Genomic DNA, 20,712 nt, shown 5'->3' on the forward strand with positions numbered 1-20,712 from the left:
GGGGTGGCGGCAGCGGCGGCGGGCTTGGCCGCGGGCGCCTGGGCCGAGGCCAGGCCGGCGACGGCGGTGGCGAGGAAGGCCGAGGTCAGCGCGGCGAAGGCGGCCGCGCGCGGGGCCATTCTCTTAAAGCGGGAACTCATCGTTGAACTGTCTCCGGGACCGGTACCGTGCCGGCCGCAAGGCTTGGAGGTCGGCGCCGCCGTCCTGGCGGCCACCGTCGAATGTGGCCGGACCGTGCCTTCCTGCTGCGGTCCGCGAGGCGTGCATCGTGCCTGAGATGGGCGGCGCTTGCAGCCGCCGGCCCTGTTGGCCGGCGGTGCGCGTTCAGTCGCGCCCGTTCAGACGGGCGCCTCAGTCGCGAACGCGCTGCGGCTGCCCGAAGCCCAGACCGACGATGCGGGCGGCAAGTTCCGGCGCCGCGTCGGCCTGCAGCGGGCCGACCCGCAGGCGCCAGATCTTCTGGCCGTTGGCGGCGTTGCCGTCGAGCAGCCGGGCCGCGGCGATGCCGGCGCCGCGCAGCATGCCCAGGGCGCGGTCGGCGTTGCTGCGGGCGGAGAAGCTGGCCACCTGCAGGGTCACATCGCCGGCCGAAGGGGTGTTGGCGGCGACCACCGCGGCGGCCTTGGCCGGAGTCGGCGGCGGCGGCGCGGCCGGCGGCGCCGGCAACGCGGCGGCGGCGACAGCGGTAGCCGGGACGGCGCTGCCGGCCTTCTTGGCGGCCTTTTCGGCCTCGGCCAGCGCGCGCTGCTGTTCCTTCTGCTGCCTGGCCAGCAGCTTCTGCTGCTCGCGCTGCTGTTTCTCCAGCGCGCGCTTTTCGGCCTTGGTCAGCGCCTTGGCCGGCGGCGGCGCGACCGGCTGGCCGGTCGCCACGCGCACCTGGCGCGACTTCATCCAGGCGTCGAATTCGTCCGCGGTCATCGACTTGCCGTTCTGCATCATGTCGAAGCGGTAGTCGTGCGGGCCGGGCTTGCCGGCCACGGCCGAAGCGGCCGTCGGCGCGGCGCTGGCGACGGCGCTCTTGACCGGCGCCGGCTGGCCGGTGGCCACCGTGGTCTTGACCGGCTCGGCCGCCGCGACCGGCGCGGGCTTGCCGGTGGCGACGGTGGTCCTGACCGGCGCGGCGCTGGCGCCGGCGTTGACCGGCGCCGGCTTGCCGGTGGCGATGCGCACGCCCGGCGGCAGTTCGCCGGCGTTGGCGCTGGCGATCGGCATCGCCGAAACCAGGCGGTCCATCGCGCTGGGCGTCTTCGGCGCGGCGGCGGCAGCGGGCGCCGGCGGCGGATTGTTGGCGGCGCTGGCGTACAGCGGCGGCGCCGCTTCGCCCGGATGCAGCGCGCGCACCTCGACCCGGCCGGTGCCGCGCTGGGTGATGCCCAGCTTGACCGCGGCCGCGTAGCTCAGGTCGATCACGCGGTCGTCGTGGAACGGGCCGCGGTCGTTGACCCGCACCGTCACCGACTTGCCGTTGTCCAGGTTGGTGACCCGGGCGAAGCTCGGCAGCGGCAGCGACTTGTGCGCGGCGGTGAAGGCGTACATGTCGTACACCTCCAGGTTGGAGGTGCGGCGGCCGTGGAATTTCTGGCCGTAGTAAGAAGCCGTACCGGTCTCGACGTAATCGTCGTGCGAGTCGAGCACCTTGTAGGTCTTGCCCAGCACCACGTACGGCGAACGGTTGCCGAACTGCGAGCGCGCCTCGGCGACGACTTCGGGTTCGGGAATCGAATCGACGTCGGGGATGTAGTCCGGCGTGCTGTCCTTGACCCCCGGCGCGTACAGGCCGCCGGCCTTGTAGTTGCCGCGCTTGCTGAGGTCTTCCTGGGCCGGCGCGTACGGCGATTTCTTGCGTCCGCCGCTATGCGCCAGCGCCGAGCTGTGGACGCGGCCGCGGTCGGGCAATGCGAGCGCTTCGGAACTGGATTTCTTCGGCGAGCTGGCGCAGGCCGCGAGGGCCAGCGGCAGCGCGGCGACGACCAGCCGCCCGATCAGATCGATCGACGGCCGCTGCGCGCCGGCGCTCATGGGCGCGGCGCCTGGGGTTTGACGGCGGGCGCCGGCGCGGCGGCGGGCGCGGTGGGTGCGGTCGCAGTGGCCAAGGGATTCTCCCGTCCGGCGATCGCTTCCGCCAACTGGTACACCGCCATGCCGTAATGCTTGGAGATGTTGTAGCGGGTGATCGCGTAGAAGTTGCGGAAACCGAGCCAGTATTCGGGACCGTTCGCCCCGTCGAGATTGAGCAGCGTCGCGGTCTCGGTCGGCGCCACCGGGGTCAGCGGACGGTAGCCGCGCGCGGCCAGGTCCGTCAGCGAATACACCGGGTCCATGCTCTCCGGCGCGAAATCCTGCGCGTTGGCGTCGCGGCTGGCGCGCGCCACCACCGGGCCGCCGCGCACCCAGCCGCCCTTCTTGACGAAGTAATTGGCGACCGAGGCGAACACGTCGTCCAGATCGGTGAACAGATTGCGCTTGCCGTCGTTGTCGCCGTCCACCGCGAACTCGCGGTAGCTCGACGGCATGAACTGGCCCCAGCCCATCGCGCCGGCGTAGCTGCCGGTGAGGGTGGTGATGTCGATGCCCTCTTCCTTGCCCAGCGCGAACAATTGCGCCAGCTCGCCGCGGAAGAACGCCTCGCGGCGGTTCTCGCGATCGAGCCTGGCCGGATCGCCGCTGCGCGGATAGGCGAAGGCGAGCGTGTACAGCGCATCGACCACGTTGTACTTGCCGGTGTTCTTGCCGAAGCTGGTCTCGACGCCGACGATGGCGACGATGATCTCGGCCGGCACGCCGGTCTGCGCCTGCACGCGCTCGAGCTGGGCGCGATGCTCGGCGAGGAAGGCCTTGCCGCCGTCGATGCGCGCCTGGGTGATGAAGATCGGCCGGTAATCGCGCCACGGCTTGGCCTCGGCCGGCCGCGACATCGCCGCGACGATGGCGTCCTTGATCTGCGCCTTGGCCAGCACCGATTCGATATAGGCCGGCTCCAGGCCGTACTGGATCGCGGTGTTGGCGACGAACTGGGCGCGGGCCTGCTCCAGCGGCATCTGCACCACCGGCTCGGGCAGCGCGGGCGTGCCGACCACCGGGGTGGCCGGCTTGACCGGCGCCGGCGCCGCGGCGGCTTGCGGCGGCGCGGCCTGGGCGGAGGCGATGGGCGCGATCGGCGCCTGCGTAGCGCAGGCGGCCAACGCGATCGTGAGCGCGCCGAACAGGGCGCAACGGGCGGTGTGGCGTCGGGTCATCGGCGCGAGAGTAGCACGCGATTGCGAGGCAAAAAACCTTGGCATTGCGGGACTTAACCGATTTTATTCATGTAGGGTTTGCGAAGTGCAGACGCCTGCGGGCCGTCCGGAAACATGAACAGAGGGCACGTCCCCGCCCCCGATCCCGACCGCCGCCCCCTCACTCGTGACGGGCTTTCTGTGGGAGGGACTTCAGTCCCGACGCCTTCCGCTCAAATCGCCGCGCCGCCCCCTCACTCCCCCAGCCGCGAATTGCCGATGGTCAGATGCAACGCCGGCTCCGGCTCGCGCGCCAGCCCCAGCGCCTCGCGCAGCGCCAGCAGCCGCTCGCACCGCACCGGACACCAGACGAAACCGTCGGTCTCGCGCACCGCAGGATCGTATTCGAACTCGACCGTGTCTCCGTCCCAGCGTTTCCACAACGCCCCCAGCGGCGGCCGCTCGCCGCGGATCGCCGAGATGTGCGCGCCCCACAGCGGCGCCTGCAGACGGCGCCTGCGGCGATGGCCGAGCAGGAACTGATGGCGCAGATAACGGCCGAGTTCGGGATCGCACTCCACGATCAGCCACCACTGCGTGCTGCCGCCGTCGCGGCGGGCATGGCCGGCTTTGCCGAGCGCGGGGCTGTAGCGCAGGGTGCCGGTGGCGGTGAGGAAGGCGTCGCTCATGCTGTCTTCGTCGGCGGGGTCGCGGTGCGAGCGCGCAATGTCGCGCAGCTTACCCGCCGCCGGACCGGCGCTCGCGCATCGCCTGCGGCAGTCCGCACGCGCTTCGGAAGCCGGATGCCGCGAACCGTGTAAACCGATCCCGCCTAGGCCGTATCCAGGATCACCATCGCCCGTCCTTCGCCCGGAGCCCGCATGAACATCCTCGCCCGCACTCTCGTCTTCGCCGCGGCCCTTGCCGCCGGCGCCGCGCACGCCGACGAGCCGGCGCCCCAGCCGGTCAAGCCGGCCAATCGCGCCGAGGCCATCGCCGTCGTCGCCCAGGCGCGCCGGATCGTGACCCCGAACGGCATCGAGCGCAGCGAGAAGGTCCGCATCGGCGGCATCGAGCAGTGGGTGTCGATCCGCGGCAACGACCGCCGCAACCCGGTGCTGCTGGTGGTGCACGGCGGCCCCGGCTATGTGTCGATGCCGATGAGCTGGTGGAACGGCCGCGGCTGGCAGGAATACTTCACCGTGGTCCACTGGGACCAGCGCGCTTCCGGCAAGACCCATCTGCTGACGCCGCAGGAACGCATCGCGCCGACGCTGACGCCCGAGCGCATGATCGCCGATGTCGAGGAAATGGTCGCCTGGGTGCGCAAGGACCTGGGCAAGGACAAGATCTTCCTGCTCGGCCATTCCTACGGCAGTTATCTCGGCCTGGAAACCGCGCGCCGGCATCCGCAGTGGCTGCACGCCTACATCGGCGTCGGCCAGGCCACCGACGTGGCCGAGAGCGAGCGCCGCGGCTGGCGCGCCACCCTGGACGCGGCCAGGCGCGACGGCAATGCCGAGGCGGTGCGCGAACTCGAAGCGCTGGCGCCCTACGCCGCGCCGGGCAAGCCGCCGACGATCCAGCAGATCTACGCGCAACGCAAATGGCTGCAGCGCTATGGCGGGACGATGGCGTACCGGCAGAACAACGACGACGACAGCGTGCTGGCGCGCCTGTCGCCCGACTACGACGACGAACAACTGCGCGGAGTGTGGAAGGGCAACGACTTCGCCACCCCGATCCTGCTGCCGCAGCTGATGACCCAGAACCTCGCCACCGGCAAGACCCTGGATTGCCCGCTGATCCTGCTGCTCGGCCGCCACGACACCAACGTCAACTCCGACGTCGCCGCCGAGTGGTACGCGCAGGTGAAGGCGCCGGGCAAGGCGCTGGTGTGGTTCGAAAACTCCGCGCACATGCCGATGACCGAAGAGCCGGGCAAGTTCCTGCTGGCGCTGGTGAACCAGGCGCGGCCGTATGCGCAAAAGGTCGGGGACGCGGCGCCGTAAGCGCCGCGCGCCTTAGCGGCCGCGCAGCGACAAACGCATCTCGGCGTTGGGCACTTCCACTCCGCGCACCAGCGGCCGGCGCTGCGCCGTCACTTCGAAACCGAAGCGGGCGAAGAACGGCTGCGCGGTGCGGCTGACATGCGAATGCAGCGCGGGCAGGCCGCGCTCGTGCGCGCAGGCCAGCAGTTGCGCCATCAGTGCGGCGCCGACGCCGCGGCGGGCGAAGTCGGGCGAGACGTAGAAGTGGTCGATGAGCCCGTCGTCCTGAAGGTCGGCGTAGCCGGCGAGGACGCCGTCGAACTCGGCCACGAACGGATGCAGCGCGCGCACCCGTTCGATCCAGGCTTCGCACTGCGCCGGCGGCCAGTGCGGCGGCGACCAGGCGTCGATCTGTTCGGCGCTGTAATCGCCGGCCGCGGTGATGCGCACGGCGGCGCGGAAGATCGCCAGCAGCGCCGGGATGTCGTCGGCGCGGGCGGCGCGCACGCGCATCAGCCGGCGGCCGCGCCGACCCCGTGGGCGCGCGCCAGCGCGGTCAGCGCCGTTTCCTGCGGCCCCGTCAGTACCCGCAGCGGAATGGCGTGGGCCTGGCGCGGCGAGACGAAGAGCAGCAGGAACCCGCCGCTGCGCTTCATGCGCACGATCTGGCTCCAGGCGTGGGTGTGCTGGAACGCGCTGGTCCACACGTGGACGCCGCCGCCGTCGAAGGCGTAGTTCAACGGCTCGCGCATGCGCCCGCCGACGACCAACGCGCCGATCGCGCTGATCGCCAGCACGACCGGCATCAGCGCGAAACAGAACGCGACCAGCCGCCATACCGTCGCGCCGACCGGCAGGTCCGAGGTCAGCGCGATCACCGCCAAGGTGATGCCGACCATCGGCCAGGCCAGGACGAAGACCACGAACAGCCTGCGCTGGAACTGCATCACCGCGGCGAGGCGGACGCGCTCCCAGGGGCTGGGCGAAAACGAAAGGCGAAGATCCTGGGGCTGATCCATAGCGACGGCGCGGATGAGTGGAAACTCGAAGGGAGTCGGCGGCGCGGATTCCTTCGCGCCGGCGTCGGGCACGGGCTGGATCCAGGTCCGGCCTCGCGGGGGCGGCCAGTGTACGTGGCCGCGCGGCCGCGGTCGAAACCGTGCGCGCGGCGGCGCCCGCGGCGCAGACACCCGCGGCCACGACCGGACTACCCCACGCGACGCCGCCTCACTTCGACAGGTTCAGCGCCGCCGCCGCGCGGATCAGCGCCTGCAGCGCCTTGCCGTCGATCCTGTCGCCTTCGTGGATGTCGATGGCGCGGCGGGTGTTGCCGTCCAGGCTGGCGTTGAACAGCTTCTTCGGATCCGGCAGCGACGCGCCCTTGGCGAAGGTCAGCTTGACCGCGCGCTTGTAGGTCTCGCCGGTGCACAGGATGCCGGCGTGCGACCAGGTCGGCACGCCGCGCCACTTCCACTCCTCGACCACGTCCGGGTCGGCCTCGAGGATCAGCTTGCGCACCTGGGCCAAGGTTTCGCCGCGCCAATCGCCCAGTTCCTGGATGCGCTGGTCGATCAGCTGCGACGCGGTGGCGGAAGAGGTGGCCTCGGAGCCAGCGGTCTTTTTCATGCGCAATGTCCTGTAGTCGTGAACGGAACCGGCGCCGCGCGCCTCACATGCGCTCGCCGGGCAGACGGCTGGCCTGGGCGATCCAATCGGCCCAGCGCGCTTCGTCGAACGGATCGTGCTCGTGGATATGGTGATAGCGCACGTGCTCGACCTTGGACGGCTGCGCCGGCGGCGGGTCCAGCGCGTCGCCGCGGAAGAAGGTGACCTTGAGATAGCGATCGAAGCAATGCATGGCGAGGAACCAGGCGCCCTCCTCCACCCCGTACAGCGGCGTGTTCCACTTCACCGCCTTGCGCACGCCGGGCACGGTGCGCTCGACCAGTTCGTCCAGGCGCCGGCCGACTTCACGCTTCCAGCCGGGCATGGCGGCGATATACGCCTGCACCGGCGCGTCGCCGTAGCCCTTGGGTATTTGCGGATTGCCGCCGTAGAGCAGGCGCGGTGCGGCGGACGTCGCCTCACGCGCGCCTGGATTCCGCCGGGCCGGGCGCGCGGCCTTGTCCTTGGCGCTCATCGCGATGGCTCCGCGAACTCGCCCACCCGCAGTTCCATCCGCACCGTCAGCGCCAACTTGCCTTCATGGTTCTCCACCAGCTGATAGCCCTTCATGTCCTCGACGCTGGCCGCCAGCTTGGCGCGCATAGTGCGGGCCCCGCCGTAGTGCGGCTCGTCCGGCTCGCCGGGCTCGGACCACTGCTGCGACAGGCTGTGGACCGAACGCAGCGTCAGCCCTGCGGCATCGGCGATCAGCTTGGCCTGGCGCATCGACTCGGCCACCGCGGCGCGCAGCAGTTCGTCGCGCTCGGCGGTCAGCGCGCCGTACTCGCGGCGCATGTTGCGCAAGGCCACGCCCTTGAGCGCCGACAGCCCGGCCAAGGCCTCGGGCACCGATTGCGGCGGCAGGTCGCGGATTTCCAGGTCGATCTCGACCGAGGAACCGGAGAACCAGCGCTCGCCGGCGGCAAAGGTCAGCGCGTCCACGCGGATCTTGTCCTCGCCGACGCCGAGCCCGCGCATCAGTTCCTGGATCGCAACCAGCTCCTTGCTCTTGCGCACCGCCGCCATCGAACCGACCACGACGGTGCCGACCACATGCACGTGCAAGACGATGCCGACGGGCTTGACCCAGGCCTCGCGGGTGACTTGGGTTTCGATGCGGTCGGGCGGCTGGAGCATTAGCGGATTCCGTAGTGAAAAGGCTTGTGGCGAAAAGTCTGGCGCGACACCGAGGCGGTGCACGACGCCTCAGACGTCTTCATTGAACTCCACGCGCCGGTTTAGGCTGCGATCCTGGCCGGGGCGCGGATCCGTCACGATCGGGCGCTCGGCGCCATAGCCCGTCAATCCGAGCAAGCGACGCGCATCGATACCGTGATCGATCAAGTAACCCAACACCAGTTGCGCCCGCCGCTGCGAGAGCGCATCGCATTGCGCCGGCTCGGCGCATTCGCCCTTGTCGGCGTGGCCGGCCACCTCGAATCTGGCCGGTTTGTGGGTCTGAAGCAGCAGCGCCGCCCGCTGCAGATTTTCGAGCTCGGTCGGCCGCCCCGCGCGAGCCGGCATCAACGACTGCTCCAGGGTTTCGCCTTGGCGTGGACGGCCGGGTTGAAACTCGACGCTCGGGATATCCAGGGGCGCAGCGGTCGTCGATGCGGGGACGCACGCAAGCCCGGCCGCGAACAGCAAACAGCGAATACGTTCGCGCGACCTCATCCGCCCTCCTTCGTGCGCTGCATCCGTTCGGCGAACTGCCGCAGGAACGGCCGCTCGTCCTGCAAGGCGTCGGCCAACAACCGCTCCAGCCGCGGCGAACCCAGCATCTGCAGGCACTCCAGCACCGACATGCGCGCCCACTCCTGGTACTCGTCGGCGCGATGCCACGCCGCCCACGCCAGTTCCTCGGCCGCGCGCACGCCCAGGCCGGCCAGCGCGCGGATCGCGCGGCGGCGGACGTACTCGTCCTGGTCGGTCGCCAGCGCGAACAGCAGCGCCTGGGCTTCTTCGTCTTCGGCCAGATGCTCCAGTTCCGCCGCCAGTTGCCAGCGCGCATCGGCCTCGCCCTGCGCGAGCGAGGCGCGCGCGAGGAAACGCAGCGCGCCGGGGCGGCGCTTGCGGATTTCGCGGACCAGGTATTGCGCGTCGTTGTCGCGGGCGATCGCGTACAGCACATGGCCGATCTCGGCCTGCGACCAGCCGCGCGGGTTGGACTCGTCCACCTTGGCCAGCACCGCGCGGTGCCACGCCGGCCAATCGCTGTAGTCGCATTCCCACTGGCCCTCGCGCGGGCCCAGGCCGCCTCCGGCCCATTCGCGGAAACGGGTGGTTTCGATGCTCAGGTCGGTCATGGCGGCGCGGCGGCTCCGTGCGGGCGCTGGCGGCCAGCTTAGCGAAAAGCGCGCGCCGCCGGAGCCGCGGCCGCGGCCCGCCTCACCGCCGCTCACGCTGCAACGCCAATCACATCGGCCGGATCGGCGCCGCACCTAAGATCGCTGCGGGCGGTGGTCCGCGCCGCCCGGCATCGTCGGGCCAGTCCCTCGCGCGCAAGCGCCGTCGCCCCCGGGCCGCCTCCGCGGCGCGCGCCGTCCGTCGTCGCGTTCACGGAGAAGACCAGGAGCCGAAGCCTTCCGATCGTGGGCCTGTTCCTGCTCGCCGCCGCCTTCGCCGGCGACGCCCTCGGCAAGAAGAACGTCGTCCGCCAGCTCGGCGGCGCCTGCGGCGAAGACGCCGACATCGTCGCCACCTGCGACGTCGGCATGAGTGCAAGTCCGGCTCTTGCGCGATGAACAGCTATTCGTCCGAGGCTTCGCGCAGTTGCCACGACCTCACGATCAAGGCCGGCGTCATCGGCCGCGCGAGACCGTCGCCGTGCACGACGGCTTTTGCTACAAGACCTGCGACGGCATGTACGAACGGGCGATGGAGGCCACGCCGGTGACCGAACGCCTGATGTCGCGCGCGCGGTCGACGGGCAACGCTTGCGCGGCGGTCGCGGCGCAACGGCCGGCCTGGGCGCCGAGGCCGGCGCGATAACCGGTACCAAAGCCCGCGCGCAGCGGCCGCGCCGCCAGCGCCACCGACGGCGCCGCCGACGGGTGCGCCAGCGAACGCTGGGTCCGCTGCAGCCAGTGCAAGGCCGCCGGCGTGCGCGCGGCCGCTTGCCGCGCATCGTCGGGCGCGAACCGCAGCGCCGCCCCGGTCGAGGCCATGGCCAGGGCGTAGACGATGAAAGCCGGCCGCACGGCCTGGAGGAAATCGCTCGACGTCAGCATGGGGGATGGCCTCGATGGGGAGCCATCGCACGCTATCGCCGGGCCGGCGGCGACGCGGGGTTTATCTGCGGAGTGGGGAAATCGGCCGGCGAGCGGCCGGAGCGGCGGGCGAGCGGCGCCGGGGTCGAGCGGCACGGGTTCAAACGGCGCGCATCACTCCACCGACGCCATCGCCGGCGGCGCCCGCTCCGCCTCTACCGCCAACGACCGCAGGTAATGCGAAGGCGCGACCCCGACGAAACGGGTAAAGGCCGCGCTGAACGCGCTCGCCGAGCCATAGCCCACGCGCTCGGCGATGCCGGCCAATCCGTCCTGGCCGCGGCGCAGGAAGTTCTTCGCCAGGGCCATGCGCCGAAGACGTTGCTGACGGTGTTCGGCGCCGAGCATCTGTACGGCGGGATCAGCGGGTACGACGCGAAGGAGGCGACGGATGAGGATCCGCAGCGGCTGGCGGATATGCAGCGCTTGAGTTGGGCGTATTTGCGCTCGGCGCTGGATCCGCGAGACTCGGCTTGGCCGGTGGTCGTGGAGGAATTGGCGACGGCCGACAAGCCGGCGGCCGCGGTGCGGAGCAAGTAAGGCGGGTTGCGGATAGCGGCGTCGGCGCGAGCCGGCGGCCCAAACGCAAGCCGCGCAGCCCCGGCCGCAACCCGTCGCGGCTTGCGCGCGACGCGCCGATACCCGGCCGCAACCCCGCGCAGGTTGCCGGCGACGTATTTGGCTTGAGCGCAACGCTCAAAGCGTTGCGCTCGCAAGCCAAAACGGCTCGTGCGCAAGCCTCTTCGCACCAAGCGCAAGCCGCGGCAGCCCAAGCGCAAGCCAAACGGCTTGCGCGCGACACCCGGCGCGTTGCGAACGCAAGACTCGAACCGTCGCGCGCAAGCATCCGCAGCTTGCGCGCGAGGCGAATCGTCTTGCGGCTGGGCTGCGCGATGCGGCGACCCGGCCGGCGCGGCTTGCGGGCGCGCAGAAATCGCCCGATGGAGACCTGAAAAGCCTTGCGTGCGACGCCCTTCGGCTCGCGCGCAAAGCTTTTTGGCTCGCGCTTGAAGCGGCCCGGACCGAAACCAGGCCTCGGCGAAGCAACTGCGAGAGTTGACGAATGGCAACTGCCCTGCCCACTACCCCTGCAAGGCCCCTGCGAGTCAGCGCAGACGTTGTGACGGCCCGGATAACTCCAGACTGCCGCTACCCGACGATCGGCTGACCTGGTGGCTCGGCGACGTGCAGATTGAGCGCGGCCACGAGCGTTGGCTGGCCGCGCCCGCCGAAGGCCATCACGAGCCAATGAAGCCACCCTGATGGCACGACGGCGCAGCGAACCGGACGGTGACGTTCAAGACGGAGCGCGCCTTGGGTGCAGCTAAGACGCCGGCTTCAGACGCTGGCCGCAGAAGAACCGGAAAACGCGTGGACGCCCAGCACCGAAGTCGAGAACAAAAGGCTACGGCAGCCCGAGGATGGACCCCACAGAGGCCTCGAGCAGATCGACCAACTCCGGGTCCATGTACTGATACTCGTCCGGTATGTCGAGCACATGCACGGGCTTGTCGGCGATGACGCGGCCGAACTCGGCCATCAGCCGGGATCGATGCTTGTTCTCCATGACGAAGATGCGGTGAGCCCAGCGGATATCGTCGGCCGATACGCGCCGGCGCGCGCTGGGGCTGGTGCCCGCGGAGCGCACCCGCAGGTCCGGCTGGTTGCGCCACACGGCTTCTGCCGTTGGGCTGCGCCATTGGTTGCGACTGCAGATGAAAAGCACGTTGAGCGGTTCGTCGCGCACGATCTGGCGGTTACTCGATGAATGTGGCGACTGATGTCGAATCGGCTGGCGCGTCCGTGCTCAATCCCACGCCGTCGCGTTCTTCGGGAAACCAGGCCGCTGAACCCGCACCACGCAGAACCGCTGCCCCGTAGGCGCCTGCATCACCACCCAGCGTTCCAGGCGGTCGACCACCGTTGCGCCCAGCGCCTCAAGGCGCGCCACCTCCGCTGGAATATCGTCGGTCTCGATATCGATATGAACCCGACTCTCGTGGTCGACCTTCTGGATCTGCACGATCGGCTCATCCGGCGGCGTTTCCAGCATGCGGTAGTTGCCGCGGGTTCCCGGATGATCGGGATCCACCGGACGGCCCAGCGCGTCGGCCCAGAACCGGGCGGCACGGTCGATGTCGGAGGTGTTGCAGTCGATGAGAAGGGCGCAAAGACGCGAGTGGTGCATGGCGGGTTCCTTCGATGTTTGTGGTCGGAAACAAGGGGCGAAGCGGAATTCCCCTGGCTCCCGTTGGAGGGGCTATGTTTATTAGTAGAAAAGGGGTCGAGTAGAAAGGGAGCAGAGTAGCCTTTCTCGGCTTATAGAGAGAAAGGCCACTGTGGCCTCTATTTGCTTAAATCGACACGCCAAAAAAATCAATCCTCCCACAAGAGGGTGTATTTAGCGATACAGATGCACTAGCAAAGCTAGATATTGCCGCGCACGGAAAATCTCGCAACAAAGCGCGCCTCAGCGCTTTTTTCGTGAACCACTCTGCAGACAATCCTTCGCAAGCTCATATTTTTGGCCATCCCTTACTTTCGCAATAAGGTCCACCAAAGCCTGAGAGTATTTATTTGTCCGGCTAGCCTTGCCTCGCCCGGTGCGCATCCCAATATGATATGAATTGTCGAAACCCTTTAAATTTACGCCAGTCTCAGCCTCAATTTGCTGCAGGTACTTATTGACAGCATTCCAGCCCTTCGCCAACTTTAGCTGATCCGCGACCTCAGAAATCGTATATGGGTACTGCACATTAACCTTAGTAGGATCATCAATTGCGGCCACACCGAGCAGCGTCGCGACCCCATCAGCCCCACTTAATTTGTGCTCAAGTGTTTCGAAATCGATCTCCACGCGCTTAGTCGGCACATCTTTCCGCACAAGATCGACTGTGCGAGCAAGCAATGAGCGAAGAAGCTTCATATTAACTTTTTCAAGAGGCTCGCCGCTCCCAAATGCCTCATAAACCCATTCGAAAGAGGAAGCACTGATACTCTTGATACGGATCTCTCTACCATCCCCAACGGATAAAACACGATCCCTAGGCGGATAAGCGCTTTCGTCAATATCGGAAGACCATTCAAGAATATAAATATTAGGAATTAGATCGAAATCCGCTCGAATCATCCTGTCGACGTCATACAAGACGCTTCTTATATTTGGGTCGGTCGCACTGTACCCAATAAAAAGGAGCGGATGCTCTGCAAAGTAGGTCAGAAGCTTGGCGCTTAAGTATTTTTTGTCTTTATCGAACACCGCATAATCCTCATCCGTCAAAACGATGGATTCGGGCATCGATACGCAGCCATGGATCTTAAAAATCTCACCTATTGCAAGATAGGGTTGCTTTAATATCCTCTGCCCAACAATTCGCTCATACTCGGGAAATAGAGGCTCCAATAGCTCATCATAGTTAGTCGTGACTATTGCGTGTGGATTGATGGCTTGCAGCGCCACAATCTCTCTATCTAACTCCTCCGATCCAAAGCTTTCATCATCTGACTGCGGCCCCAACCCACGCAGAGATTGCGCTGCTGCGTACTTTAAGAAAGCGTCTGAGGGCACATTTTCATTGAATAATTCATCTGGAAAATCAAGCCTCCCCGAGCCCCATGCCCACTCTCGATATGATTCAGCAAAAGCGCTAGCCACCTCGGGCAGATTTTTGAATTTCTGCTTGTAATATGCGTACTCGCGATCTATCAGGGGACACCTCTCAGCGAGATCTTTAAGAAGAGCATCCCATGTCGGAGCACTAGCATAGCGTCTCGAGAAGCCCGAACCGACAAATAGAATCGGCTGGCAACCGGTATCCTTTAAGGTTTCAGCGACATCTGCCGCAACCTCTTCCTGATACTGCGAATAATTACGAGCCATCAGTCTTCTTCCTTGTATTTATGAGCACCTTGCATGCGACCAGACCCAACTCTCATGCATTTTAGAAAAACGCCGCCTCATGGACTGAGACTAGCCTCCCTCATAGCGCAGTTCTTATCCAGTTCGCGAGCCAAGGCGATGACCTCATCATCAAAAATTTCGAGTTCAGAAAGCTTTGCCGCAACGCCTCTAACGTAGTTAAGGCATGTACCGGCGTCCCCCTTTGCGCTTAGCACCTTAGCCGCAAGATCCTCCACAGAATCAGTATTAACCAAGTTCAACCCGTAGTAGAGAGGAACAATCGAATGCACCTCCGTGCCCAGCTCGGTCTTGACCTTTAGTGTCTCCAGGGAAAACCCCTTTCCCTCGCGTTTGCGCAAATAGGAAACAATCTCTTCTGACTGAGCAATAGGAAAGTTAAAAGCCATCCCACGGCAGATATAATCCTGACCCGCAATAAGATTGAGAGTTGGACCCGGAGCCGCTTTAGCACCCCAATTTTTTACAGATGCTTTATTAAAAATACGCCGATAGCCCAGCAATTCACCACGCACCTTCTGAAGACAGGTGAACTTATTTTCCCAGCCATCCCACATAAGTGAACCATAACCAAAAACCCACATCGCCCCTCCTTTTGCGCGAAGCACGGTGCAAGCGCCCGCATGTTCATTAAAGAACCACCTTTGCAGATAGCTTCACTCACCCTTGAACTGCGGATTCAAATCTCTTTACAAAAATAAGCAGAGACGTACCACATGCAGCGCAATACTCACGAAGTTGTATTAAATCCAGTCGTTTCTCACCGCTTTCAATATCGCTGATGTATGACTGCGAGTGACCAATAGCCTCTGCGAGGGCTACTTGGGTCAGCCCCGATTTGAGCCGAACTTCTTTGAGCAACCCAATAAGCACCGAATTCTCGTGCGTTCTTAGTGACTTCTTTGGCATTTCGTGTGGCCTTTAAATGTATGGACCACACTCAAGTTATATCTGCTTTCAAGATATCTCGAATCGAGATATCCTGAGCTTGGGATGCCAGCCTCCCCGAGCACCGCCTCACTCGCAACACCTACCTCTGAGGCCCAACCTGATGCAGAGGACGCAACGCGATGCCCACAACCAACACGTCAAACACTGCCTTACTAGCCGAACTACTCCAAGACGCCGCCGAGCCCATTCAATCACCAGCCTGTCTCGCCCGTCTTTCGCCAGAATTACTCGACTACCTCTACATCAAAGCCCTAGATCTGCACCACCACGTTATTAGCGAAGCACGCGACCTTCTGGATGTCGCACTGGAGTCCATCGAACATTCGCTACCTTCTGAGCATCAACGCCGTTTGATCGAGCGAGCGGACGATGAATTAGCAGCTGCTCAACGCTGGACCGAACTAGCGCTCAACGCGCAGTTTTGCCGGGAGCATCCGGAATTAGCACAGCAACTGGCTGGCGGTACTGCGCTTCGCGAACCGCCCGCTAAGGCCCTTAAGCAAACGCGCAAGAAGTCGGCGCCACAACGCACAACCGGAAAGGCAGCAGCAAACGGTTGAAACGAGCACGGACGCCTGTCTCGCTAGGATTCGGCTTGGGCTGGCCGCTGTGGCCCGCGGTCGCGGCTTGCGCCGCTCCTACAGGGAGCAATCGAGGCTCCGCGACAGGTCAGTTGTCGAACCAGAACACCACGCGCGCGACGCCGGATGCCTGCAAGTCGCGCAGTTCCGACAGGAACTCTTCGTCGAGCAGTTGACGATAAGTGGCTTCGGTGCAGCGGGAGTCGCGGCCTCCTTCGCGGAACAGCAGCGGCTGGTCGTAGTCGAACGTCAGCAGTTCGTGAACGGTCAACCAGGAGTGCGAGTGTCCGTCGACGTCCCATTCGTCGGATTGCGCGCGCACGGTGGCGCTGACGTCGTGAGGCAGGCCGCGCGGGGAGCTGAGCGGGATGATGTTGGCCCAGTTGCGCACGCCGGCCAGGAAGGCGAAGCGGCTGTAGTTGCGCACGCCCAGCGGGTATTCGTCGGGCACCTGCGGGATTTCGACGAAGCGGCCGCGTTCGTCGCGGCGTTCGAGGTGGACGTGGATGTCGCAGCCCATCGGTTGCTCCTTGCGGTGGGCGGGGTTGGGGGTTGCGTCGTTGGTGCGGTGTCGCGGTCGCGGCTTGCGCCGCTCCTACCGGGGCAGTGCGGGTTACGCCAGCCTCGCCCTGCGCGATTCGGCGACCGCCGCCGCTATCGACAGCGGCACCGATGCAATCGCGGCCCAAGCACCGAACGTGAACTGGCCCAACAGCCACAGCGCGCCAAATACGTAAGCAATCGCGAATGCCAAGCAGACGGCGACCGCGAGCCTTGGAGCACGCAGCAGGGCGACTATCGCCGCAATTCCAAGTACGCCGGCGCCAAACCATACCGCGTGCGCCGCGGGGCCTGCGGCGTACAGGTTCTGGATGACGGGGAATTGATTGGGCAAGAAGCCGAGCCACAGTCCCAGGCCGGTCATGAGTGGGCCCAACGAGAGGCAGGCCACTAAGGCCACGGCGAATCGGGTCGCCAGTGAGCGGCCGGGGCGCGGCGGCGCGGCATCGTGGGGTGCTGGCTGGGGTGTGCTCATCGGATATCCGTATTCGGAGCGGGAGTTGTCGAAGGTGGGGATTTGCGTGGTTGCGTCGTTGTTGCGGGTTCGCGGTCGCGGCTTGCGCCGCTCCTACAGGAAGCAGCGCGACTTACGCGGTCAGCGGCCGCCGTGCACGGGTTTGTGGGCGCGTACTGCCATGACTACGCCCAGGCCGGCCAGCAGCGAGACGGCCGAGGTGCCGCCGTAGCTCAGCAGCGGCATCGGCACGCCCACCACCGGCAGCAACCCGGAAATCATGCCGCCGTTGACGATGACGTAGACGAAGAACGCCAGCCCCAACGCGCCGGCGATCAAACGCGAGTAGCCGTCGCGCGCGCCGGCGGCGATCCACAGGCAGCGGCCGACGACGAACAGGTACAGCGACAGTACGGTGATCACGCCGACCCAGCCGAACTCTTCGCTCAGCACGGCGAAGATGAAGTCGGTGGTGTGTTCGGGCAGGTAGTTCAGGTGCGATTGCGAGCCTTGCAGCCAGCCCTTGCCGGTCATGCCGCCGGCGCCGATGGCGATCTTCGACTGGATGATGTTCCAGCCGGTGCCGAGCGGGTCGGTTTCGGGATTCAGGAACGTCAGGATGCGGTCTTTCTGGTATTGCCGCAGCAGGAAGAACCACGCGGCCGGGGCGATCGCGGCGACGGCGCCGAAGGCGGCGACGAACCACCACCACGACAGGCCGGCCAGGTACAAGGCGAACGCGCCGCTGATGCCGACCAGCATCGCGGTGCCGAAGTCGGGCTGCAGCAGGATCAGCACGGTCGGCGCGCCGATCAGCACGCCAGCGGCCAACACGGTGACGAACTTGGGCGGCAGCTGCTGGCGGTTGAGGAACCAGGCGACCATCATCGGCAGGCTCAGTTTCAGCAGCTCGGCGGGCTGGAAGTAGAAGACCTTCAGGTCGATCCAGTGGCGGCCGTGCTTGCCGGTGCCGATCGCCAGCACCGCCAGCAGCGGGATCATCGATACCGCGTAGATCACCGGCGTCCAGTTGCGCAGCTGGGTGATCGACATGCGCGACAGGCCCCACATCGCGGCCAGGCCGACGGCGAAGCGCGAGCCCTGGGCGAAGACCATGCGGGTGGAGTGTTCGCCGGCGCTGTACAGCACGGCCAGGCCGATGACCATCAGCGCGAGCAGCGCGGCCAGCATCATCAGGTCGAGGGTGCGGGTGAAGCGCAGGCCCAGGTCCCACAGGTAGCGCAGGATCACTCTCACCGCTGCGGCTCCACGGTCGGGCTCACGTCGTCGTCTTCGGGGTCGAGGTTGGGTTCGATCAGCGCGTCGTCGTTGCGCGCGGGCGCGCCCTGCTCGGGCGGCGGCACGTAGCCGGGCAGGTTCGGGCGCAGGCCGGATTCGTTGCCGGCGTCGGCCTGCGGCACGTGGCCGGGCTGGGCGGCGACGCGCGCGTTGGCCAGCGCCACCGCCTTGGCCCAGGCGCCGTTGACCGGCACCGCCACGGCCTGATGTTCGGCCGGCACCGCGGCGCCTTCGCCGACGTTCTGGCCCGGCGAAACGGTCGGTGCCGAACCCGGCGCCACCGCCAGCGGCGCGATCGGCGGGCCGCGCCTGGCGTCCTTGCCGTCCTTGCCGGGCTCGGCCTCGGGCATCTTGCCGAGCAGCCAGGCGTCGAAGATCTTGCGCGCGATCGGCGCGGCGGTACTGCCGCCGTAGCCGCCGTGTTCGACCACCACCGCGACCGCGATGGTCGGGTTCTCGGCCGGCGCGTAGCCGACGAACAGCGCCTGATGGCGCAGGTGGTACGGCAGCGAATGCGGGTTGAGGCTGACGTTGCCCTTGCGGCTGACCTTCTGCGCGGTGCCGGTCTTGCCCGCCATGCGGTAGGGCGCGCCGCGCGCCATGATCCGCGCGGTGCCGCGGCCGCCGTGGATGGTCGATTCCATGCCTTCGTGCACGGCCTGCAGGTGGGCGGGGTTGTCGGTGATGCGGGTGGGCGCGTCGAGCTCCTTCGGCAGCCACGGCGATTCGTAGCCGGTGCGGATCTCGCGCACAAGGTGCAGCTGGCGCAAGGTGCCGTTGTTGGCGATGGCGGCGGTGCCGCGCGCGAGCTGCAGCGCGGTCACCACCCAGTAACCCTGGCCGATGCCGGCGATGACGGTTTCGCCCGGGTACCAGCCTTCCTTCTTGTTGCGCTTGGCCTTCCACTCCGGCGACGGCAGGATGCCGACGTTTTCGCCGAGCAGGTCGATGCCGGTCTTCTGGCCGAAGCCGTAGCGCAGCATGTACTGGTCGACCTTCTGGATGCCCATGTCGAGGGCGAGCTTGTAGTAGTAGGTGTTGACCGACTGGGCGATGGATTCGCGCAGGTCCACCCAACCGTGGCCGCCGCCGTGCGAGTCGCGGTAGCCGCGCTTCTGGCCCGGAATGTGGAACTCGCCGGTCGACAGGATCTTGTCTTCGGGCCGGCGCGCGCCGCTGTCGAGGCCGGCCAGGGCCATGAACGGCTTCATGGTCGAACCCGGCGGGCCGCCGCCGAGCACGTTGCGATTGAACTGCGGGCGCGAGGGATCGTCGTTCAGCGCCTTGTAGTTGGCGCTGGAGATGCCGTTGACGAACAGGTTGCTGTCGTAGCTCGGCAGGCTGACCATGCCGAGCACTTCGCCGGTGCGCGGGTCCACCGCCACCGCCGAGCCGTCCATGTCGCCGAACGCGGTGACCATGGCGCGCTGCAGGTCGAGGTCGATGCTCAGGCGCAGGTCGGCGCCGGGCTTGGCCGGGACGTGGCCGACCTGGCGGATCGGGCGGCCGTCGACGTTGGTTTCGATCTGCTCGTAGCCGACCTGGCCGCGCAGTTGCTGTTCGTAGGAACGCTCCAGCCCGGTCTTGCCGATGTGGGTCAGCACGCCGGCATTGACCCCGAGCGCTTCCTGGTCCTTGGTGTCGATGCGGCCGACGTAGCCGATCACGTGCGCGAACAACTCGCCGTAGGGATAGCGGCGATTGAGGTAGGACACCAGCTCGACGCCGGGGAAGCGCCAGCGGTCGACCGCGAACGCCGAGACCTCCTCGTCGCTGACCCGCATCTTCAGCACGATCGGCTTGAAGCCGCGGGTGGCCTTGCGCTCGGCTTCGAAGCGCGAGATGTCCTCGGGCGTCAGCGCGATCACCCGCGCCAGCTGCGGCAACCACTTGTCGCTGTCGCCGGCTTCCGACGGGGTGACTTCGATGCGGAACGCGGGGACGTTGTCGGCCAGGATGCGGCCGCGGCGGTCGTAGATCAGCCCGCGCCCGGGCACCACCGGGCGCAGCTTGACCCGGTTCTGCTCCGAGCGCATCGCGTAGTCGTCGTGCTGCCAGACCTGCAGGCGGAAGTACCAGAAGCCCAGGCCAACCACGCCGATCAGGACGAAGAAGAACGCGACCGCGGCGCGCAGGCGGAACTGGTCGGCCTCGGCCGCGGTGTTCTTGAGCACGCGCGGGCGGCGGTTGAGCAGGCGGCGGCGCGGGCCCATGTCAGCGCCTGCGCCAGGTGCCCAGACGCAGCGCGTCGAGCAGCAGGAAGATCACCGGCCACAGCGCCATGCCGGTCAGCGGCGCGAACCAGTACGCCGACGGCAGCGAGGGCTCGCGCAGCACCATGTGCACGGCAGCGGTGACGATGCGGTCGTTGAGCATCAGGCCGCCGACGGCGAGCGCCTGCTGCGACAGCGGGAAGAAGCGCAGGCGCGCGCGGAAGCGCTGCAGGATGAAGGCCATCACCACCAGCCGCAGCGCCTGTTCGCCGAGCAGGCCGTCGGAGACCAGGTCGCCGCACAGGCCGACGATGAAGGCGAAGCCCAGGCCGACCCGGTCGGGGTCTTCGATCACCCAGTAGGCCAGCACCAGGCCGAGCCAGTACGGGCGCAGCGGCGCCAGCAGTTGCGGCATCGGCAGCAGGCTCAGCGCGAGTGCGGCGACGAGGCTGACCGGCAGCACCCAGTGGTGGCGGGCGCGGGTCATCGCTGCGGCTCCTGTTGGGTCTGCCCCTGTTGGGTCGGCGCGGGTCGGGTCGGCGCCGGGTCGGCGCGGGCCGGTGCAGCGGCCGGCGCGCGCGGCGCGGACGCACG

24 protein-coding genes and 2 pseudogenes are annotated in these 20,712 nt (G+C 66.8%); 4 read left to right on the top strand and 22 right to left on the bottom strand.

Annotated features, from left to right (window positions below):
• Positions 1-351: 351 nt before the first annotated feature.
• The 3 genes and pseudogenes from A7A76_RS26875 to A7A76_RS18950 all read right to left on the bottom strand — a co-directional run bounded on the left by A7A76_RS26875 (position 352) and on the right by A7A76_RS18950 (position 3,904).
• Positions 352-2,019, bottom strand: a complete 1,668-nt coding sequence (locus tag A7A76_RS26875; protein ID WP_206412667.1) for a septal ring lytic transglycosylase RlpA family protein — start codon at positions 2,017-2,019, stop codon at positions 352-354.
• A gap of 68 nt (positions 2,020-2,087) precedes the next feature.
• Positions 2,088-3,236, bottom strand: a pseudogene (gene mltB / locus A7A76_RS18945) (lytic murein transglycosylase B); the annotation flags it as partial.
• A gap of 233 nt (positions 3,237-3,469) precedes the next feature.
• Complete coding sequence (locus A7A76_RS18950) at positions 3,470-3,904, bottom strand: hypothetical protein (protein WP_206412669.1); 435 nt, start codon at positions 3,902-3,904, stop codon at positions 3,470-3,472.
• Between the two features lie 192 nt (positions 3,905-4,096).
• On the opposite strand from A7A76_RS18950, the gene A7A76_RS18955 reads away from it, so the two are divergent.
• On the top strand, positions 4,097-5,227 hold the full coding sequence (locus A7A76_RS18955) for an alpha/beta fold hydrolase (RefSeq protein ID WP_206412670.1): 1,131 nt from the start codon (positions 4,097-4,099) through the stop codon (positions 5,225-5,227).
• A 12-nt stretch (positions 5,228-5,239) separates the two neighbouring features.
• Here A7A76_RS18955 and A7A76_RS18960 read toward each other — a convergent pair whose 3' ends face one another.
• From A7A76_RS18960 to A7A76_RS18990, 7 genes are all read right to left on the bottom strand, one after another.
• Entirely contained in the window at positions 5,240-5,713 is a 474-nt protein-coding gene (locus A7A76_RS18960; RefSeq protein ID WP_206412671.1) for a GNAT family N-acetyltransferase, read from the bottom strand.
• Between the two features lie 5 nt (positions 5,714-5,718).
• Positions 5,719-6,225 (bottom strand): YcxB family protein, encoded by a 507-nt coding sequence (locus tag A7A76_RS18965; RefSeq protein ID WP_206412672.1) that lies wholly within the window; start codon positions 6,223-6,225, stop codon positions 5,719-5,721.
• Between the two features lie 208 nt (positions 6,226-6,433).
• Positions 6,434-6,832 carry a DUF1801 domain-containing protein gene (locus tag A7A76_RS18970; protein ID WP_206412673.1) on the bottom strand — a complete coding sequence of 133 codons (399 nt, stop codon included), beginning with the start codon at positions 6,830-6,832 and terminating at the stop codon, positions 6,434-6,436.
• A gap of 43 nt (positions 6,833-6,875) precedes the next feature.
• Positions 6,876-7,346 carry a DUF1801 domain-containing protein gene (locus tag A7A76_RS18975; protein WP_206412674.1) on the bottom strand — a complete coding sequence of 157 codons (471 nt, stop codon included), beginning with the start codon at positions 7,344-7,346 and terminating at the stop codon, positions 6,876-6,878.
• Positions 7,343-8,008 (bottom strand): SIMPL domain-containing protein, encoded by a 666-nt coding sequence (locus tag A7A76_RS18980; RefSeq protein ID WP_206412675.1) that lies wholly within the window; start codon positions 8,006-8,008, stop codon positions 7,343-7,345. Before A7A76_RS18980 ends, A7A76_RS18975 begins: the two co-directional genes overlap by 4 nt.
• 69 nt (positions 8,009-8,077) lie before the next feature.
• Positions 8,078-8,545: an OmpA family protein gene (locus A7A76_RS18985; RefSeq protein WP_206412676.1), complete on the bottom strand. Its 468-nt coding sequence runs from the start codon at positions 8,543-8,545 to the stop codon at positions 8,078-8,080.
• Positions 8,542-9,177: a HEAT repeat domain-containing protein gene (locus A7A76_RS18990; RefSeq protein ID WP_206412677.1), complete on the bottom strand. Its 636-nt coding sequence runs from the start codon at positions 9,175-9,177 to the stop codon at positions 8,542-8,544. Before A7A76_RS18990 ends, A7A76_RS18985 begins: the two co-directional genes overlap by 4 nt.
• 285 nt (positions 9,178-9,462) lie before the next feature.
• Between A7A76_RS18990 and A7A76_RS18995 the strand changes: the two genes are divergently transcribed.
• Positions 9,463-9,615 (top strand): hypothetical protein, encoded by a 153-nt coding sequence (locus tag A7A76_RS18995; RefSeq protein WP_206412678.1) that lies wholly within the window; start codon positions 9,463-9,465, stop codon positions 9,613-9,615.
• A 99-nt stretch (positions 9,616-9,714) separates the two neighbouring features.
• Here A7A76_RS18995 and A7A76_RS19000 read toward each other — a convergent pair whose 3' ends face one another.
• Together A7A76_RS19000 and A7A76_RS19005 are read right to left on the bottom strand one after the other, a co-directional pair.
• Entirely contained in the window at positions 9,715-10,101 is a 387-nt protein-coding gene (locus A7A76_RS19000; protein ID WP_206412679.1) for a hypothetical protein, read from the bottom strand.
• A gap of 153 nt (positions 10,102-10,254) precedes the next feature.
• Entirely contained in the window at positions 10,255-10,449 is a 195-nt protein-coding gene (locus tag A7A76_RS19005) for a helix-turn-helix domain-containing protein (protein ID WP_241201037.1), read from the bottom strand.
• A 12-nt stretch (positions 10,450-10,461) separates the two neighbouring features.
• On the opposite strand from A7A76_RS19005, the gene A7A76_RS19010 reads away from it, so the two are divergent.
• Positions 10,462-10,680: a hypothetical protein gene (locus A7A76_RS19010; RefSeq protein WP_206412681.1), complete on the top strand. Its 219-nt coding sequence runs from the start codon at positions 10,462-10,464 to the stop codon at positions 10,678-10,680.
• Between the two features lie 865 nt (positions 10,681-11,545).
• On the opposite strand, the gene A7A76_RS19015 is transcribed toward A7A76_RS19010, so the two are convergent.
• From A7A76_RS19015 to A7A76_RS19035, 5 genes are all read right to left on the bottom strand, one after another.
• Positions 11,546-11,887 carry a phosphotyrosine protein phosphatase gene (locus A7A76_RS19015; RefSeq protein ID WP_206412682.1) on the bottom strand — a complete coding sequence of 114 codons (342 nt, stop codon included), beginning with the start codon at positions 11,885-11,887 and terminating at the stop codon, positions 11,546-11,548.
• Positions 11,888-11,947: 60 nt separating this feature from the next.
• The gene (locus A7A76_RS19020; protein ID WP_206412683.1) at positions 11,948-12,328 is read right to left on the bottom strand and encodes a VOC family protein; all 381 of its coding nucleotides are present in this window, start codon (positions 12,326-12,328) and stop codon (positions 11,948-11,950) included.
• Positions 12,329-12,610: 282 nt separating this feature from the next.
• Positions 12,611-14,020, bottom strand: a complete 1,410-nt coding sequence (locus A7A76_RS19025; RefSeq protein ID WP_206412684.1) for an SIR2 family protein — start codon at positions 14,018-14,020, stop codon at positions 12,611-12,613.
• A gap of 77 nt (positions 14,021-14,097) precedes the next feature.
• Complete coding sequence (locus A7A76_RS19030) at positions 14,098-14,643, bottom strand: gamma-glutamylcyclotransferase (protein ID WP_206412685.1); 546 nt, start codon at positions 14,641-14,643, stop codon at positions 14,098-14,100.
• Positions 14,644-14,719: 76 nt separating this feature from the next.
• Positions 14,720-14,968 carry a helix-turn-helix domain-containing protein gene (locus tag A7A76_RS19035; protein WP_206412686.1) on the bottom strand — a complete coding sequence of 83 codons (249 nt, stop codon included), beginning with the start codon at positions 14,966-14,968 and terminating at the stop codon, positions 14,720-14,722.
• A 161-nt stretch (positions 14,969-15,129) separates the two neighbouring features.
• On the opposite strand from A7A76_RS19035, the gene A7A76_RS19040 reads away from it, so the two are divergent.
• Positions 15,130-15,570 carry a hypothetical protein gene (locus A7A76_RS19040; protein WP_206412687.1) on the top strand — a complete coding sequence of 147 codons (441 nt, stop codon included), beginning with the start codon at positions 15,130-15,132 and terminating at the stop codon, positions 15,568-15,570.
• Between the two features lie 109 nt (positions 15,571-15,679).
• Here A7A76_RS19040 and A7A76_RS19045 read toward each other — a convergent pair whose 3' ends face one another.
• The 5 genes and pseudogenes from A7A76_RS19045 to mreD form a co-directional block, all read right to left on the bottom strand.
• Complete coding sequence (locus tag A7A76_RS19045; RefSeq protein WP_206412688.1) at positions 15,680-16,111, bottom strand: hypothetical protein; 432 nt, start codon at positions 16,109-16,111, stop codon at positions 15,680-15,682.
• A 93-nt stretch (positions 16,112-16,204) separates the two neighbouring features.
• Entirely contained in the window at positions 16,205-16,627 is a 423-nt protein-coding gene (locus tag A7A76_RS19050) for a hypothetical protein (RefSeq protein WP_206412689.1), read from the bottom strand.
• 120 nt (positions 16,628-16,747) lie between these two features.
• Positions 16,748-17,863, bottom strand: a complete 1,116-nt coding sequence (gene rodA, locus A7A76_RS19055; RefSeq protein ID WP_206412690.1) for a rod shape-determining protein RodA — start codon at positions 17,861-17,863, stop codon at positions 16,748-16,750.
• A 386-nt stretch (positions 17,864-18,249) separates the two neighbouring features.
• Positions 18,250-20,118, bottom strand: a pseudogene (gene mrdA / locus A7A76_RS19060) (penicillin-binding protein 2); the annotation flags it as partial.
• 1 nt (position 20,119) lies between these two features.
• Positions 20,120-20,605 carry a rod shape-determining protein MreD gene (gene mreD / locus A7A76_RS19065; protein ID WP_074861769.1) on the bottom strand — a complete coding sequence of 162 codons (486 nt, stop codon included), beginning with the start codon at positions 20,603-20,605 and terminating at the stop codon, positions 20,120-20,122.
• Between the last annotated feature and the right edge of the window lie 107 nt (positions 20,606-20,712).

This window comes from Lysobacter enzymogenes (assembly GCF_017168095.1).
Lineage (GTDB): Bacteria > Pseudomonadota > Gammaproteobacteria > Xanthomonadales > Xanthomonadaceae > Lysobacter > Lysobacter enzymogenes_D.